Genomic DNA, 16,341 nt, shown 5'->3' on the forward strand with positions numbered 1-16,341 from the left:
CGCGAGGTCGGGATGTCGTCGCAGGTGGGAGCGGTTTCCGGCAGGCGAAGAGCCCGGGAACCGTTCGTTCCCGGGCTCCTGTCGAGCGGTCGCCGTTACTCGGGTGCGCCGCCGAAGCGCTCCTTGTACGACTCCAGGTCCTCGTCCGTGATCTTGGCGAAGAGGACCGGGGGAACGGCGAAGGGGGTTCCGGCGGGCAGGAAGGACAGGGCGCGGGCCTCGTCGGCGCTCACCCAGGTGGCCGTGTCGTCCGCGAGGGCGAAGGCGGAGCGCATCGCGCGGGCGGACGCCGGGATGAAGGGTTCCGAGACCACCGAGTACAGGTGGATCAGGTTCATCGCCGTGCGGAGCGTCAGCGCGGCGCCCTCGGGGCTGGTCTTGATCTCCAGCCAGGGGGCCTTCTCCTCCAGGTAGGAGTTGCCCGCGGACCACAGGGCGCGCAGCGCGGCGGCCGCCTTGCGGTACTGGAGGGCCTCCATCTGGGTCTCGTACTCCGCGAGCAGCCCCGCGATCTCGGTGCCCAGCTTCGCCTCGGCCTCGCCGGCCTCCGCACCCGCCGGGACCTCCTCGCCGAAGCGCTTCTTGGAGAAGGACAGGACGCGGTTGACGAAGTTCCCGAGGGTGTCGGCCAGGTCCTTGTTGACCGTGGCCGTGAAGTGCTCCCAGGTGAACGACGAGTCGTCCGACTCGGGGGCGTTGGCGATGAGGAAGTAGCGCCAGTAGTCGGCGGGCAGGATGTCCAGCGCGTGGTCCGTGAAGACACCGCGCTTCTGGGACGTGGAGAACTTCCCGCCGTAGTACGTCAGCCAGTTGAAGGCCTTGACGTAGTCGACCTTCTTCCACGGCTCGCGCACGCCCAGCTCGGTGGCCGGGAACATCACGGTGTGGAAGGGCACGTTGTCCTTCGCCATGAACTGTGTGTAGCGGACCGGGTTCTCGCCGGAGTCCGCGTCGTACCACCAGGACTTCCAGTCACGGTTCTCCGTGTCCTGGTCGGACCACTCCTTCGTCGCGCCGATGTACTCGATCGGGGCGTCGAACCAGACGTAGAAGACCTTGCCCTCGGCGGCCAGCTCCGGCCAGGTGTCGGCCGGGACCGGGACGCCCCAGTCCAGGTCACGGGTGATCGCGCGGTCGTGCAGGCCCTCGGTCAGCCACTTGCGGGCGATGGAGGAGGCGAGCTGAGGCCACTCGGACTCGTGCCGGGCCACCCACTCCTCGACCTCGTGCTGGAGCTTCGACTGGAGGAGGAACAGGTGCTTCGTCTCGCGGACCTCCAGGTCCGTCGAGCCGGAGATCGCCGAACGCGGGTCGATCAGGTCCGTGGGGTCGAGCACGCGCGTGCAGTTCTCGCACTGGTCGCCGCGGGCCTTGTCGTAACCGCAGTGCGGGCAGGTGCCCTCCACGTAGCGGTCCGGCAGGAAACGGCCGTCGGTGGGCGAGTACACCTGGCGGATCGCGCGCTCCTCGATGAAGCCGTTCTCGTTCAGGCGGCGCGCGAAGTGCTGCGTGATGTCGCGGTTCTCCGGGCTGGAACTGCGGCCGAAGTAGTCGAAGGCCAGCTCGAAGCCGTCGTACACGGCCTTCTGCGCGTCGTGCGCCTGCGCGCAGAACTCGTCGACCGGCAGGCCGCGCTCCTTGGCCGCCAGCTCGGCGGGCGTGCCGTGCTCGTCCGTCGCGCAGATGTACAGGACGTCGTGGCCGCGCTGGCGGAGGTACCGGGAGTACACGTCCGCCGGGAGCATGGACCCCACCATGTTGCCCAGGTGCTTGATCCCGTTGATGTACGGAAGGGCGCTGGTGATGAGGTGTCGAGCCATTGCGGGCTGCTCCCAGGTCGCTGCGTGGGGCGACGATCGCCTCGGATTTCCGGTGGGCGGGTCGTCGCCGGTGAACCTTGAAATCGTAGCCGACATGGGTGGGCCGCCCGCTTCCCGTTTTACAGCGTGGGAAGGGGCGGCCCGGTGGTGCGGTGTACGCGGGCGTACGGGCTTACAGGCTTACGGGCGCCAGTTCTCCAGGACGCCGTCGTAGACCTCGACGTCGGTCAGCTCGCGCGGGGCCGGGCCGGCGTGGAAGAAGGCCGTGTTCCCGGTCTTCAGCTTGCGCAGGTAGTCGAAGGCCTTGTTGTCGTGCTCGCCGAAGGCGACGAACGAGAAGAAGACGCCCGGGTGGTCCTTCGCCGCGTCCGTGAGGGACTGGGTGGCGGGGGTCTTGGCGTCCGGGGCGCCGTCGGTCTGGAAGATCACCAGAGCCGGGTCGGTCGAGCCGGACCGCTGGTGGTGCGTGACCACTTCCTCCACGGCGACGTGGTAGCTCGTACGGCCCATGCGGCCGAGGCCTGCGTGCAGGTCGTCGACCTTGTTCTCGTGCTCGGTGAGCGTGAGGGCGCCGGTGCCGTCCAGCTCGGTGGAGAAGAAGACGACGTGGACGGTCGCCTCCGGGTCCAGGTGGGCGGCGAGGGCGAGGGCCTGCTCGCCGAGGGCCTGGGCCGAGCCGTCCTTGTAGTACGCCCGCATGGACGAGGAGCGGTCGAGTACGAGGTAGACCTTGGCGCGCTTGCCGGTGAGGTCCCGCTTCTGGAGCGCGGTACCCGCTTCCTGGTACGCCGTGACCAGGTCCGGAGCCTGTGCCTTGACCTCGCTCAGCGCGACGGCGGAGTCTCCTGCGGGCTGGGTTTCCGCTTCCGCCTCGGCTTCGCCTTCGGCGTTGTCGTTCCCGCCCGCACCACCCGTGCTGGTTTCGTCTTCGGCTGCGGGTGCCGCCTGTGGGGCTTCCTCGCCGTCGGCGGCTGCGGGCTCGTCGACCTGCGCGGTCACGGGCACCTCGGCCTCAGCCTCGGGCTCGGCCTCGACCTCGGCCTCGGCCTCAGCTTCGGCGACCGGCTCGGCCGGGGTTTCTGTTTCCGCCTCGGCTTCGCCTTCGGCGTTGTCGTTCCCGCCCGCACCACCCGTGCTGGTTTCGTCTTCGGCTGCGGGTGCCGCCTGTGGGGCTTCCTCGCCGTCGGCGGCTGCGGGCTCGTCGACCTGCGCGGTCACGGGCACCTCGGCCTCAGCCTCGGGCTCGGGCTCGGCCGCGACCTCGGCTTCCGCCTCGGGCTCGGCGACCGGCTCGGGGATGACCTCGGCCTCGGGCTCGACGGTGGCCTCGGCCTCGACGGCGGGCTCGGGGATGACCTCGGCCTCGGGCTCGACGGTGGCCTCGGCCTCGACGGCGGGCTCGGGGATGACCTCGGCCTCGGGCTCGACGGTGGCCTCGGGCTCGACGGTGGGCTCGGGGATGACCTCGGCCTCGGGCTCGACGGCGGCGACGGGCTCCGTCTCTTCCGCGGCCTCGGGCTCCGCGACCGACTCGACCTCCGCCTCGGCGGCGGGTTCGGCTTCCGAGACGGCTTCCGCCTCGGTGGCGGGCTCGGCGACCGGCTCTTCCGCCTGCTCGGTGGCGGGCTCGGATGTGGGCTCGGGCTCCGGGGAGGAGGTCGTGTTCTGCTTCGGTACCGTCACGTTGTCGAAGGCGGCCGACACCAGATCCTCGACGACGGAGGGCTCGGGCTCGGACGCGGGAGCCGGAATCTTCGGCTCGGCCTCCGGGGCGGCGGTCGAGGCCGGCTCGGCCTCGGGAGAAAGTGTCGGCTCCGCGGCGGGAGCCGGGACCGTCGCGGTCGACGTGGCCTCTCGCGAGGTCTCCGCGTCCGCGTCACGACCCTTGCGTGAGCGGCCGAACGCATTCCGCAGGAGAGTGAGAATGCCCATGTGCGCAACCCTTCGCGTGAGTTGATCCCGTCAATCCCTGGCCAGGACGGACACGTAAGGTTAGCGGCCATAGATGGTGATCTTCGGCAGGGGCCACGCACCGGACAACCGCCGCGTCAACCCCCTTGCAGCGCCCTCGGGTTCACTTTCCTACCATGGTGATTTGTCGGAATTCTGAGTTCCGTCCGTCCCGCGCGTGAAGTCGGGACGATGGCCGAATAGTCGGTGCCGACGCCTCCTGTGTCAATGCGGTGAGGTGATCGCCCTGGCCGCCGCGACCTCCTGCCGCACCGGTTCGAGGACGCTGCCCTCGGGTCCGGTGAGGTCGGTGCGGACGGCGAAGAGCACGTCCGTCTCGCGCAGTCCCTCGGACAGCTCCCGCAGCTGGCGCGCGATGGTGGAGATCTCGGCGGCGGACGGCTCGGCCGCGCCCTGGCGGACACGGACCCGGGCTGCGGTCGTCGCGTCCACGATCCGCTCGACGGCGACGACGAGCGGCATCCAGGCCGCGGCCCGGCGCCCGTTCGGCGGCGGTTCGGTCAGCGCGCGCTGGAATTCCGTACGGATGGAGGAGAGGTCGCGGTACAGCCGGCGCCTGCTCCGGGCGCGGGCCGACGGCTCGGCGGCGTCCCCGAAGGCCAGCTCGACATAGCCGGCGGTGTCGGCGACCGCGTCCGCGAGCCGGTCGCCGACCCGGGCGTGCCAGCTCTCCGGCCACAGGAGGTACCCGGCCACCAGGGCGATGGCGCAGCCGATGAGGGAGTCGACGAGCCGGGGGACGATGAGCCCGGTGCCCTGGTGGTTGAGGATGTCGGACAGCAGCAGGATCACCGGGGTGATGGCGGCGGTCTGATAGCCGTAGCCGCGCGGGGTCAGGGCCGGGATGAGCGCGCCGAGCACCATCAGCACGGGCACGTCCCACCAGCCGCGCGGCACCAGGGTCAGCACGGTCGCCGCGACCACGAGGCCCGCGACCGTGCCGAGGGCGCGCAGCAGGGCCCGGGAGAAGACGGAACCGTAGTCGGGCTTCATGACGAAGGTGATGGTGAGCGCGACCCAGTAGGAGCGCGGCACCTCGACGGTGGAGACGAGCACCTGGCCGAGGCCGATGCACAGGGCGAGGCGGGTGCCGTAGCGCCAGGAGGCCGCCGACAGCAGGACGCCGCGGGTGGCGCGGGCGGCGCGGACGCGCAGGCGGGCGGGCCGGCCGAGGCGGTCGTCGAGGGTGCGCGGGTCGGGGGACAGGTCGGCCACGACACCGGCGGCGTGACGCAGGGCGTGGTCGACGGCGCGCCCTGTCTCGTCGGCCGGGGCGGGCAGCCGCAGTTCGATGGGGTCGGTGCCGCCGGTCTCGATGGTGTCGGCGAGCAGGCTCACGGCGGCGGGGATCGCGGCGGGCAGCGGCTCGCCCCGCTGGTGGGCGGCGGGGGCGGCCTCGACGACCGGCGTGACGGCGTTGAGCTGGGCGAGCAGCCGGACGAGGTCGGGGCTGCGGCCGTGGTGGAACGCCCGCCGGGCGAGGACGAGGTCGTACGACTCGTTCAGGGACTGGGTGACGGCGATACGGAGGCGCTCGTAGTCGTCGGTGCCTCCGGCGGCGAGCAGGTCCGCGACCGTGCGGTAGGTGCTCGCGACGGAGGACCGCTCCGGCACCCCCGAGCGCAGCGGCCAGGCGAGCAGGGTCAGCGCGAGGACGAGGAGCCCGCCGCCGGACATCAGCAGCGGCGCGAGCCACCAGGCGCCGGGCAGCGGAAGTCCGGCGCCGATGACGCAGTTGAGGAGCAGCAGCAGTCCGGTGACGGAGGCGACGGCGCCGATCGACGAGATCATCCCGGAGACCAGGGCGATCAGGGTCACCGTCACGACGGCGGTCCAGCCGTGCCCGAAGACCGCGGCGCCGATCGTGACGCCGATCGCGCCGAAGAACTGCGGGACGGCGATGTTGAGGATCCGCATGCGGTACGCGTCCGCGGTGTCGCCGATGACTCCGGACAGCGCTCCCATGGAGGCCAGGGCGCCGTACGCGGGCTGTCCGCAGGCGAGGCCGATCGCGAGCGGGAGCGACAGGGCCACGGCGGCGCGGGCGGCGGCGGCCCGATTGACGGGGACCCGCTGCGGTTGGAGGTTCCTGACCAGCCAGTCGGGAGGGGTGAGGCCGATGGGGAACTCGCGGGACATGCCCCAAGTATGTCGGTTTTCCCTGGGCGGGCCCCGGACGGTCCCGCCCGGCCCCGGGCCCGGTCCCGCCTGGCCCCCGGACGGTCCCGCCCGGCCCCGGGTCAGGCGCCCACGTGGGTCGACTGCTCGGCGGGAATCTGACGGGGTGTCTCGGCCGGGCGCCGCCGACGGGCGTACACACCGGCGAGCGCGGCGGTCAGAGCCACCGTCAGACCCATGGCCAGCAGCAGCCAGCTGACGAACCGGAGGGTCTCGGTGAGCGCGTCGTACACGGCGCCCGCGGCCGTGCGGGACACATCGGGCGGCAGGTCGTCGAGGGTGAGCCTGCGGCCGACGGTGATCGCGACACCGAGCAGCGCGGCGCCCAGAGCCGTGCCGAGGCCCGTCGCGAGGACCGCCCGGCGGCGGCGCACGGCGATGACGATGCCCGTGGCCGCGAAGACGACCGACGCCGACGGGAGCCAGAATCCGGCGACTTCGAGCACGTGGAACCCCTTCCGCAGCCGGGCCAGGTCCTCGGCCTCGAGAACGGTGATCTCGGTGTGCGCGACCGGGATCCGGCCGGCGAACGGCATGTGGTCGTCGGCGAGCCGGCGCTTGACCCGCTCGGTGACGGGCGCGAGATCGACGGTCACCGCACCCTCGCGGTCCTCGCGCAGCGCCCGCATCACGGCGTCGTGCGCGGCCAGGTTGGCGGCCTCCCACGCCGTTTGGTACGCCTCGGTCTCGGTGAACGAGCGCACGGCGTCCCGCACGAAGTGGTTCACCGGCCCCTGGAGTCGGGGCCGCACGTGGACCTCGCGCAGGATGTCGTCCGTGACACCGGCCGCGATGGCGTCCCGGATGTCGTCGTCGCCTCCGAGCGGCGCCATGGTGGCCTCGTACCGCTCGGAGTCGCCGAGGCCGTACGTCGCCCACGCCGACAGCGCGCCGAGCGGCGCGAGGAGGCAGGCGAGCGCGATCAGCACGGCCGACAGGGCGCTCCGGACACGAGGGGACACGTCTTCAGGCAAGACCTCCCGGACCCCGTACGCGACCGGCCCGACTGCAAATGGGCGCATATGACAAGCCGTACGGGGAGCTGCCGTGCCCGCCCCCCAGGGCCGGACCCCGGCCCCCGCCGGCAGCCCGCCCGATTCCGGCGGAACCCGGTTCGTGCCCCGTCGGCACGCCGTCGGACGGCCGTGCGGGTTCCGCCGGCACCTCCGGGGCTGCCGCTCACCCCCGTGCATCCCTGTGGCCCCAAGGGCTTTGGCCGCTCAGGTGGAGCCCTCACCCGAACGGGTGTTTCCTGGATCTGGGGAAAAGGAGGCCGATATGCGCACCACCCCAGCCCCGCGGATTCTTGCCGCGGCCCTGCTCAGCGGCGGTGTACTGACCGTCCTGGCCGCCGGTCCCTCCATGGCGGCGACCGAGTCGGCGCCGACGGGCGACGGCTCCGGAAGCCCCGTCTGGGGCACCGTCATCTCCCGTGGAGAACTGAACCTGCGGCTTCAGCCCAGCACGAACTCGCCCGTCGTCGGCGCGCTCTCACCGGGCAGCCAGGACCGCGTCCAGTGCGCGGTGAACGGGCAGAGCGTGCTCGGTACCACCGTCTGGTACTGGCTCGTCGGCGCCCATGCCTGGGCCAGCGCGGCCTTCGTCGACACCGACGGCCGGTGGGTGCCGAGTTGCTCGGACCCGTGCCCCGACCAGAAGGACGGGACGTGGCACAACGCGCACTGGGACGACGGGCGCAACCCGCGCAACGACCCCGGATGGAGTGTGACCGCCTCCGGCTCCTGGAGCTTCACCGTCTCCAGCGCGTGGAGCTGGACCGTGTCCGGCTCCTCCTCGAACTCCTGGGACTGGGTCCCAGGTGGTGGGTGAGTAGGTGAGTGAGGGAGACGCATGAGGCCCCGGCGGTGCCGGGGCCTCATGTGCGTGTGCGCCGTTGCGGCGGACGACTGTGCCGTGTGCGCCGTTGCGACGTCGTCCGTCGCAACGGCGCGCTACGACGTCAGCTCGCCTTTCCCGCCGCGTCCTCGTGGGTGTAATAGCGGTAGAAGGCCACCGCGTACACGCCCACCGCCACCGGCAGTGACATGAACACGGACCGCAGAACGGTCGCGTCGGTCTGGCTGTACAGGAAACCGAACGCGCAGCCCGCGAACACGGCCCACACCAGCGCGTGCGTCTCGCGCCGCATCAGTGGTGCCACCGTCCGGGCGCCCATGTAGGCCGCCGCGAACGCGATGGCGCACACGAAGCCGAACAGCACGTTCCAGCCCGTGATGGCACCTGCGTCCCGGTTGATGGCGGCGGCCCAGTAGCCGTAGACGAGTCCGCCGACGACGGGCACGGCCCACTTCGCCATCGTGTGGGTCTGTTCCCCGAAGACGTCGGTCGATCCGGATGTACCTGGTGTCCCTGACACGGGTGCGGCTTGAGCCATGGAAGGACTCCTCTCTGCTCGCCCCCGCCTTCCAGGTCACACCTCGCCGTAGCCCCTGGCAAGTCGGGGCCCGCCCCCCCACGGCACCCCTCCACGGCACCCGTCCACGCACCCCACGACACCCTCCGCGCCGCTTCTCCGGGATGCGGTGATCATGGTCGCGTGCTTCGCTGAGGTGCATGAAGCTCGTACTCTTCGGTGCCACCGGCATGGTCGGCAGCCGCATCGCCACGGAGGCGTCGGCGCGCGGACACCAGGTCGTCGCGGTCAGCCGGTCCGGCCAGTCCCCGGTTCCCGGGGTCGCCGCGGCGGCGGCCGACGCCGCGGACCCGGCGAAGGTCGCCGAGCTGGTGGCCGGCGCGGACGCGGTGGGGTCGGCCTGCGTCCCGCCCCGGGACGTCTCGGATCCGCGCGAACCCTTCCTCGCCCTCAACCACTCCCTGGTGGAGGGCGTCCGTGAGGCAGGGGTGCACCGGCTCGTGATCGTCGGCGGGGCGGGGACCCTGGAGGTCGCCCCCGGCGAGGCCGCGTGCGACCAGCCGGACTTCCCCGAGGCCTACCTTCCCGAGGCCCTCGCCCACCGTGACGCCCTCACCTATCTGCGGACCGACGTCGACGATCTCGACTGGACCTACATCTCGCCCGCCGCCGAGATCGGCCCCGGCGAACGCACGGGCGAGTTCAGGATCGGCGGCGACCGCATGCTCACCGACGCGGGTGGCCAGAGCAGGATCAGTGCCGAGGACTACGCGATGGCCTTCGTCGACCAGCTGGAGATGCCCGTCCACCCGCACGGCCGTATGTCCGTCGCCTACTGAGACGTCGGCCGCCTACTGAGACGACGAGACGGAGGCGGTACGGCGAGGTGGCCGACCGGAGACCCGCATACGACCGGTTGCGGCACGCCCTGCGGCCGCGCACCGGGGTGCAGGACGCCTTCCAGCGGTCGACGCCGCTGCGGGTGCACGGGCGCAGCGTCGCCTGGGTGCCCCCGCTGCTGCTGCTCATGGGCATCGCGCTGCTCGACGTCAACACCTCCGGCCGGTTCCGGATCATCTCCTGGCTCGTGCTCGTGCCGGTCATCGCCGCGGCGATCTGCGGAGTGCTGGGCACCGTGGCGTTCGCCGCGCTGTCGCTGCTCGTCTACGGCGCCGTGGACACGTCGTGGCCGCACCCGTACCAGAACGGCCTGCCCGATTTCGTCCTGGTCATGGTCGGCAGCGGCCTGGCCGCCCTCGCCTGTTCCGTGCGGCTGCGCGCCGAGCGGCGCATGCTGCACATGCGGGACATCGCCGAGACGACCCGGCGTACCGTGCTGCGCCCGATGCCCCCGGGCTGGGGCGGCCTCGACCACGCGGCCGTCTACCTCGCCGCCGACAGCGAGGCCCGGGTCGGCGGCGACTTCTACGACATCCAGCCCGGCCGGCACGGCACCCGCGTGCTGCTCGGAGACGTCCAGGGCAAGGGACTCGCGGCGGTCGAGGCGGCGGCCGCGCTGCTCGGCACCTTCCGCGAGGCGGCGTACCACGAGCCGGACCTCGCCCCGGTCGCCGCCCGGCTGGAGGTCAGGATGCTGCGGCACAACCACTACCGCGTGGCACTCGGCCGCAGCGACGGCGACCGTTTCGCGACCGGTGTCCTGGTCGCCTTCCCCGAGGACGCTCCGGTCACCGTGGAGGTCGTCAACTTCGGCCACGAACCGCCGCTCGTGGTCACCCCCGACGGCGTGCGGAGTCTGCCGGCCGGGGACGGACTCCCGCTCGGCATGGGCGAGCTGGTGCCCACGCCGCCACCGGTGCTCCGGGTCCCGCTCGCTCCCGGCGAGACACTGCTCCTGGTCACCGACGGGGTGACCGAGGCCCGCGACACGGCGGGCGACTTCTTCCCGCTCCGTGACACCCTCACGAAGGCGCTGCCACAGGACCCGCGCATCGCCGACCCGCAGCGGCTCGTCCGGTTCGTGCGCGACGGCACCCTGGTCCACTGCGGCGGCAGGCTCGCCGACGACACGACGATCTTCGCCGTACGGCGTCGGGCGGGCGGCGGACGAGGGACGTAGCGCGGTGGCGGACGCGGACTTCGGGGTTTTCGGCCGGGTGGGGGGTTCGTCCCTTTCACGTCCCCTCTTTGCATGCGCAGCCGTTACGGTGCTGATGTGTCCGATCGATGGGGGAGGCAACCTGTGCCCGGAACCGTGCTGCTCCTCGCAGCTTCGCCGGTGGGCAGGGGGTGTCTGGTGGACGCGGCCTCCGTGCTCCCCATACTCGCGGCCGTCGCCCCTCCGGTGCTGTCGGGCACCGAGACGGCCAACGTCGTCGAACTGGCCGACCCGCTGGAGCCGCAGGCCGTCCTGACCCGGCTGCGTGCGGCGGCGACGGCGCCCGGACCGCTGACCATGTTCGTGACGGGACAGCTCCAACTGGACCGCCGCCAGCGGCTTCCGCACCTCGCGCTGGCCCGCACCACCCCGGCGACGGTCCGCTACACGGCCTTCCCCTGGCGCTGGGTCGTCGACGAACTCCGGCTGCGTCCACCGGGTTCGACGACCGTCTTCGTCGACCTGCACGCGGACACGGACACCTGGGAGTTCCTCGCCGGGCGCCCCCTCACGGCGGGCCCGTCGACCGAGCTGTACGGCCGGGTCGCCCCGCCGCCGTCGCGCCGGACGGTGGCACAGCCGGCGTACATGAGAGCCGTCGCCACCCTGCTCCGCAGCGGCCACCGCCCTTCCCCCGACCAGCTTCACCAGCAGGCTCTGACGAGGATCGCGGGCGAGGAGAACGCCCGGCCTGGAGCGGCGGACCTGGTGCTCGCGCCCGGGCGGGCATGGGCCGGGCAACCCTGGCCCCCGGCTCCGGAGTTCACGACGGTCACGGCTCCGCCGCACGCGCCCGCGCGTCCACCGCACCCGCCGGTTCCGCCGTCCGTGTCCGTGCCGACCGCGCCGTCCGGGTCGTCCGCGCCGTCCGGGTCGTCCGTGCAGCTTCCCGGTCAGGCCGGCCGGCGAGGGGGTTCGGTCTCCCCCGATCCCCATGAGGAGATCACCGCGGCGGTCCGCGACGGACGCCACGAGGACGCGTTCGCGCTGGCGGCGCGGTGGGAGCGGGAGGCGCTGCGGACGCACGGGTCCGGGTCCGAGCCGGTGCTGCACTGGATGGAGGTACGGGCCGACCTGGCGATGTTCGCGGGGGACGCCGAGCGCAGCTGCCGTGGCTGGCTGGCCCTCGCGGCGAACCGGCTGGACGCGGGACAGGCCCCGGGCGCCCCGGAGGTGGAGTCGGCCGTGGACCGCGCGCACCACCAGTGGGGCCGTATCGACGATCCGGCGCGGGCCCGTGAACTCGGGGCGGAACTGGCCCGGTTGAGACAACGGGTGCCCGGACGCCGGGAGGGCGCGCTGGACCATGTCAGGCGCCAGCTCAGCCAGTTGCAGACGCAGACCTGAGCGAAACCCGGACCGGGAGAGTTCACTTCCCGGCCGACAGCGAGGCCAGCGCCCCCGATACCAGGGTCCGTACGCCCGGCGCGACCGTGGACAGGTCGGGGGCGAAGTGCGGACTGTGGTTGCTGGGCACGGACGCGAGCCTGGTCATGAGGTCGTCGCCGCCAGGGGCGGCGTTCCAGACGTCGGCCGGGGTGCCGGTCACGAACCAGTAGGAGTAGGGGATCCGGCCGACCGCGAGCCGCGGGAAGTCCTCGCTGGCCATGGCGGGACCGGGGTCGAGGACCGTCCCGGTGCCGAAGACCTCGCCGTGCACGGCGGCGATCCGGCGGTCGGTGCCGGCGTCGTTGACGGTCACCGGGAAGTCGTCGCCGACGGTGACCGTGGGCTCGGCCGGGCAGCCAGCCGCCGCGCACTCGCCCGCCGCGACGCGCCGCACGGCGGCGATCATCCGCTCCCGCACGTCCTGCGACTGCGTCCGCAGGTTCAGGGCGATCCGGGCCTCGGACGGGATGATGTTGTGCCGGGTGCCGGCCTCGATCCGCCCCACGGTGAGCACAGCGGACTCCCGGGCCGCGATCTCCCGGCTGACGACCGTCTGGAGCCGCGTCACGATGTACGCGGCCGTCACCACCGGGTCGACGGTCGTCTCGGGCCGCGAACCGTGCCCGCCCCGCCCGTGCACGACGATGTCCAGGTCGGTCGAGGCGGACATGATCAGACCCGGGGAGTGCGGGTACAGCCCGGCGGGGCCGGGCACCACGTGCTGGGCGAGCAGGACGTCGGCCACCGGGAAGCGTTCGTGGAGGCCGTCCGCGACCATGCGGGCCGCGCCCCCGCCGGTCTCCTCGGCGGGCTGTCCGACCAGCACCAGCGTGCCGGACCAGGTGTCCCTCCCGGCGGCGAGCGCCTTCGCCGCGCCGACGAGCCAGGTGACGTGGAGATCGTGACCGCAGGCGTGCATGACCCCGTCGGTCGCCGAGGCGTACGGCAGCCCGGTCTCCTCTGCCACGGGCAGCGCGTCCATGTCGGCGCGCAGCAGGACGGTGGGCCCGTCCCCGTTCCGCAGAACGCCGACGACGCCCGTACCGCCCACGCCCTCGGTCGTGTCGTACCCGGCTTTCCGCAGCCGTTCCGCGAGGGCGGCGGCCGTACGGTGTTCGCGCAGCGACAGTTCGGGATGCCGGTGCAGATCCCGGTAGAAGTCCTCCAGGGCGGGGACCGGGAGGTCGGCGGTGAGGTCCAGCGCGGTACGAGCGGCGGTAGAGGTCACCGCTTCACTGTAGGCGCCGTGTTTGCCCCGTACGGGAAATTCGCCGCTGTCGTACGACTCGGGGAGCGCGCGTCGACGGCCCGCGGGGAGTTACCGGGGGCCGGTCGTGACCGCGGTGGTGTGTGCCGTGGGGGCCGCTTCGGCCGCTCTCGCCGGGCCGACGTTCGCCGCCGTGACCAGCGCGGCGACCGCGATGACGGCGGCGAGAAACCCTCTGGAGTAGCGCGCGGAAATACGTCGGAGCACGGTGACCTCGCAACAACAGCGGCGTATTAAGCAGGCTTAATCCGGCGCTTAACGTAGAGGCTCCCGGCTTCCGTCGCAAGAGGGTCCGAGACTGGACAGTAGTCAAAAGCCGGACCGGTTCAACTCGGCTTGATGGCATGCTTGGTTCATGGCGGAGCGGGACGACCCCGAGATCATCGGGCGCAGGGTGCAACAGCTGCGCACAGAACGAGGCCTGACGCAGAAGCAGCTGGCGGAGCCCGTGTACACGCCCGCGTACATCTCCACTCTGGAGGCCGGCCGGGTGCGGGCCTCCGAGCCCGCGCTGCGGCACATAGCCGGGCGTCTCGGGATCGCGTACGAGGAGCTGGCGACCGGGCGGCCCGCCCATCTCGCCACCGGCCTGCGGCTGCGGCTGACGGACGCGCAGCGCACGCTCTCCACCGGAGAGGCCGAGGTGGCCGCCGAGGTCTACGTGGTTCTGCTCGCGGAGGCGGAGGCCCACGGACTGGTCGCCGAGCAGGCGGCGGCGCTTCTCGGACTCGGCGAATGCGCTCTGGACACCGGGGATCTGGAGACGGCGCAGCGGCGCTTCGAGGAGTCGGAGCAGCGGATGGGGGACGCGCCGCTGCCGCAGCGGGTGCCCGCCGTACGCGGCCGGGCGGTCTCCCACTACCTGGCCGGTGAACTCCGTTACGCCTGCTACCTGTTCGAGTCGACCATCGACGAGCTCAACCGGACGGGCCTGCACGATCCCGAGGCGCTGCTCCTCCTCTACACGGGAGTCATCGGGCCCTACATGGACATGGGCGCGCACGCCCGTGCCGCCCAGGCCGCCGAGTTCGCGCTCGCCCTCGCGCCGCAGGTCCAGGACCCGGCGCTGGTGGCGCGGATGCACCGGTCGGTGGCGCGGACGATGATCGCCGAAGGGCGGATCACCGAGGCCGACGCCTCCCTCGCCAAGGCCGCCGAGCTCTACCGGCAGCTCCAGATCCGCACCGAGCTCGCCAACTGCCACTGGATGCGCGGTTATCTGTACGCCCAGAACGGTGAACTGGAGCGTGCAGAGGGTGAGTTGCGTGAGGCGCAGGCCATGCTCTCCGCGAAGCGGGCCGCGCTGTACACCAGCCAGGTCGCGGTGGAACTGGCCGACGTGCTGCACCGGCGCGGCAAGTCCGACGAGGCGGACGGACTGCTGCGGCAGGTGCTCGGTGACCTGAGTTCCGAGCGGGGCGCCATCCACGCCGCCGCCGCGCACCGCCTGCTCGGGATCATCGCGGAGGACACCCGCGACACCGAGGCGGCGGAGGAGCACTATGTGCGGGCGATGAGCCTGCTGGAGCGGGCGGGCGCGGCGGGCGACCTTGCGGACCTGTGCCGGCTGCTGGGCGACCTGCTGCGGCGCACCGGCCGGGTGGAAGCGGCTCTGGACGCCTACCGCACCGGCCTCGGCCACCGCACCGCCCCGGGCACGACGACCCTCGGCCCCGCTCCGGCCCAGCCGCCCCTCTGAGGACACGCGGGCGCCGGTCGTTCCGGTGAGGGCTGAGGGCTGAGGGCTGAGGGGTGCGGGACGCGAGTGCCGCTGGTGCTGCCGGACTCCGGGCGCGCCCGCCCGGCCGCGAAGGCCGCGCTAGCCGCCCGAGGTTCCCCCGGTTCCCGTTCCTGAGCCGGCCGCTGCGCCGGTGGCCGCGTCCGAGCCGGTGGCCACGCCCGAGCCCGCCGTCGCACTGCCCCGGTGCGCCGCCGAGGAGGCCGAGGCGTTGGCCGACGGGCGGATCTCGACCACGGCGCCCGGTTCGAGCCGGTCGTACAGCAGTTTGGCATCGGTCATGTCCAGGCCGATCCAGCCGTGGTCAGGGTCGGAGATGGCCTGGTCACCGGTCCCCAGGGAGCCCACGTAGTCCGTTCTGCCGTCGGGCCCGGTGAGCGTGACCACCCAGGAGGCCTCGAAGGAGTAGCCGCCGCCGAGGCCGACCGTCTTGCTGGAGACCTTCAAGTGGGCTTCCTTCTCTGTGACCGTCATCCGGACCGTCGGGGTGTCGCCGGTCAGACTGTCGCCGTGGAGCGTCAGCCGGTGGCCGGCGACGGAGATCACGCGCCTGCCCAGATCGATCGTGGCGTCCGGCGACGCCGTCGGCAGGCTCGGGACGGCGGTCGGGCTCGCGGCCGGCGGCGGCTTTTGCTGCGCCCCTCCGTCCAGGCCCACCACGGCGACCAGGGCGAGCGCGCCCGCGACGCAGACGCCGCCCGCGGCCAGAGCCGTACGGCGGCGGCGCCGTCGGCCCGACGCCCGGCCGCGGATCTCCGCACCGCTCAGCACCGGAGGCCTCTCCGCCTCGTTCGCCAACTCGCGCAGGGCGGAGGCGAGTTCATCGGACACGGTCGTCCTCCCTCTCGCCCTTGCCGGACGTGCCGGCGAACCCCGACGGACGCGCGGAGCCGGCCAGGTCCGCCGGATCCTCCGAGAGCACCCGCGCCAGCGCCGTCCGGCCACGCGAGAGCCGGGCCTTGACCGTGCCGACGGGGGCACCGGTTTCGGAGGCTACCTGCTCGATGCTCAAGTCGCACAGATGGTGCAGAACGATCGCCATCCGCTGGGCCTCGGGCAGCGTTCGCAGCGCGGCCACGAGCGCGGTGCGTTCGGGGCCCGGGCCCGGTGCGTGGTCGGCCGGAGGTGTGCGCCGCACCAGCTCCAGCCAGCGGCGGGCCCGACGCCAGCGGCTCACCGCGAGCCGCGTCGCCACGGTCCGTATCCACGCCTCGGGAGCACCGTCGGCGAGGAACTCGCGCCGCCTGTCCCAGGCGCGGACGAACGCCTCCTGGACGACGTCCTGCGCCTCGCCGTGATCCCCCGTGAACGCGTAGAGCTGACCGGTCAGCCGGGGGAAGGCGGTCGCGTAGAACGCGTCGAACTCTTCCTCGGTCATGCCCCCCGCCCGAATGTCCGAAGTCCCGCCGGCCGTATGCAACCCGGCCGCCCCCGCCGTGCGTACAAGTCCCGTACGTCGCACATCGAAACACACCACAGGGGGAT

At 72.6% G+C, this 16,341-nt stretch carries 14 protein-coding genes; 5 read left to right on the forward strand and 9 right to left on the reverse strand.

Annotated elements, in window-relative coordinates:
• Positions 1–95: 95 nt before the first annotated feature.
• The 4 genes from metG to OG410_RS21825 form a co-directional block, all read right to left on the reverse strand.
• Positions 96–1,820, reverse strand: a complete 1,725-nt coding sequence (gene metG / locus OG410_RS21810) for a methionine--tRNA ligase (protein WP_329300729.1) — start codon at positions 1,818–1,820, stop codon at positions 96–98.
• A gap of 180 nt (positions 1,821–2,000) precedes the next feature.
• Positions 2,001–3,752 carry a VWA domain-containing protein gene (locus OG410_RS21815; protein WP_329300730.1) on the reverse strand — a complete coding sequence of 584 codons (1,752 nt, stop codon included), beginning with the start codon at positions 3,750–3,752 and terminating at the stop codon, positions 2,001–2,003.
• 243 nt (positions 3,753–3,995) lie between these two features.
• Positions 3,996–5,930, reverse strand: a complete 1,935-nt coding sequence (locus tag OG410_RS21820) for an FUSC family protein (protein WP_329300731.1) — start codon at positions 5,928–5,930, stop codon at positions 3,996–3,998.
• A gap of 101 nt (positions 5,931–6,031) precedes the next feature.
• Positions 6,032–6,931, reverse strand: a complete 900-nt coding sequence (locus tag OG410_RS21825; RefSeq protein ID WP_329300732.1) for a hypothetical protein — start codon at positions 6,929–6,931, stop codon at positions 6,032–6,034.
• Between the two features lie 316 nt (positions 6,932–7,247).
• On the opposite strand from OG410_RS21825, the gene OG410_RS21830 reads away from it, so the two are divergent.
• Positions 7,248–7,799 carry an SH3 domain-containing protein gene (locus tag OG410_RS21830; protein WP_329300733.1) on the forward strand — a complete coding sequence of 184 codons (552 nt, stop codon included), beginning with the start codon at positions 7,248–7,250 and terminating at the stop codon, positions 7,797–7,799.
• 130 nt (positions 7,800–7,929) lie between these two features.
• Here OG410_RS21830 and OG410_RS21835 read toward each other — a convergent pair whose 3' ends face one another.
• A complete protein-coding gene (locus tag OG410_RS21835) occupies positions 7,930–8,364 on the reverse strand; it encodes a hypothetical protein (protein ID WP_329300734.1) in 435 nt (144 codons plus the stop codon).
• A gap of 179 nt (positions 8,365–8,543) precedes the next feature.
• Here OG410_RS21835 and OG410_RS21840 point away from each other — a divergent pair, with 179 nt between their 5' ends.
• The 3 genes from OG410_RS21840 to OG410_RS21850 all read left to right on the forward strand — a co-directional run bounded on the left by OG410_RS21840 (position 8,544) and on the right by OG410_RS21850 (position 11,809).
• The gene (locus OG410_RS21840) at positions 8,544–9,182 is read left to right on the forward strand and encodes an NAD(P)-dependent oxidoreductase (protein ID WP_329300735.1); all 639 of its coding nucleotides are present in this window, start codon (positions 8,544–8,546) and stop codon (positions 9,180–9,182) included.
• 47 nt (positions 9,183–9,229) lie between these two features.
• A complete protein-coding gene (locus OG410_RS21845; RefSeq protein WP_443063777.1) occupies positions 9,230–10,423 on the forward strand; it encodes a PP2C family protein-serine/threonine phosphatase in 1,194 nt (397 codons plus the stop codon).
• A gap of 123 nt (positions 10,424–10,546) precedes the next feature.
• Entirely contained in the window at positions 10,547–11,809 is a 1,263-nt protein-coding gene (locus tag OG410_RS21850) for a hypothetical protein (protein ID WP_329300736.1), read from the forward strand.
• A 22-nt stretch (positions 11,810–11,831) separates the two neighbouring features.
• Here OG410_RS21850 and OG410_RS21855 read toward each other — a convergent pair whose 3' ends face one another.
• A complete protein-coding gene (locus OG410_RS21855) occupies positions 11,832–13,079 on the reverse strand; it encodes an amidohydrolase (protein WP_329300737.1) in 1,248 nt (415 codons plus the stop codon).
• Between the two features lie 90 nt (positions 13,080–13,169).
• A complete protein-coding gene (locus OG410_RS21860; protein WP_329300738.1) occupies positions 13,170–13,325 on the reverse strand; it encodes a hypothetical protein in 156 nt (51 codons plus the stop codon).
• Positions 13,326–13,473: 148 nt separating this feature from the next.
• On the opposite strand from OG410_RS21860, the gene OG410_RS21865 reads away from it, so the two are divergent.
• Positions 13,474–14,817, forward strand: coding sequence for a helix-turn-helix domain-containing protein (locus OG410_RS21865; RefSeq protein WP_329300739.1), 1,344 nt, complete (start codon positions 13,474–13,476; stop codon positions 14,815–14,817).
• Between the two features lie 120 nt (positions 14,818–14,937).
• On the opposite strand, the gene OG410_RS21870 is transcribed toward OG410_RS21865, so the two are convergent.
• Both OG410_RS21870 and OG410_RS21875 read right to left on the reverse strand, forming a co-directional pair.
• Positions 14,938–15,687 carry a L,D-transpeptidase gene (locus tag OG410_RS21870; protein WP_329300740.1) on the reverse strand — a complete coding sequence of 250 codons (750 nt, stop codon included), beginning with the start codon at positions 15,685–15,687 and terminating at the stop codon, positions 14,938–14,940.
• The gene (locus tag OG410_RS21875) at positions 15,677–16,234 is read right to left on the reverse strand and encodes a SigE family RNA polymerase sigma factor (RefSeq protein WP_329300741.1); all 558 of its coding nucleotides are present in this window, start codon (positions 16,232–16,234) and stop codon (positions 15,677–15,679) included. Before OG410_RS21875 ends, OG410_RS21870 begins: the two co-directional genes overlap by 11 nt.
• Positions 16,235–16,341 lie beyond the last annotated feature (107 nt).

This window comes from Streptomyces sp. NBC_00659, from assembly GCF_036226925.1.
Lineage (GTDB): Bacteria > Actinomycetota > Actinomycetes > Streptomycetales > Streptomycetaceae > Streptomyces.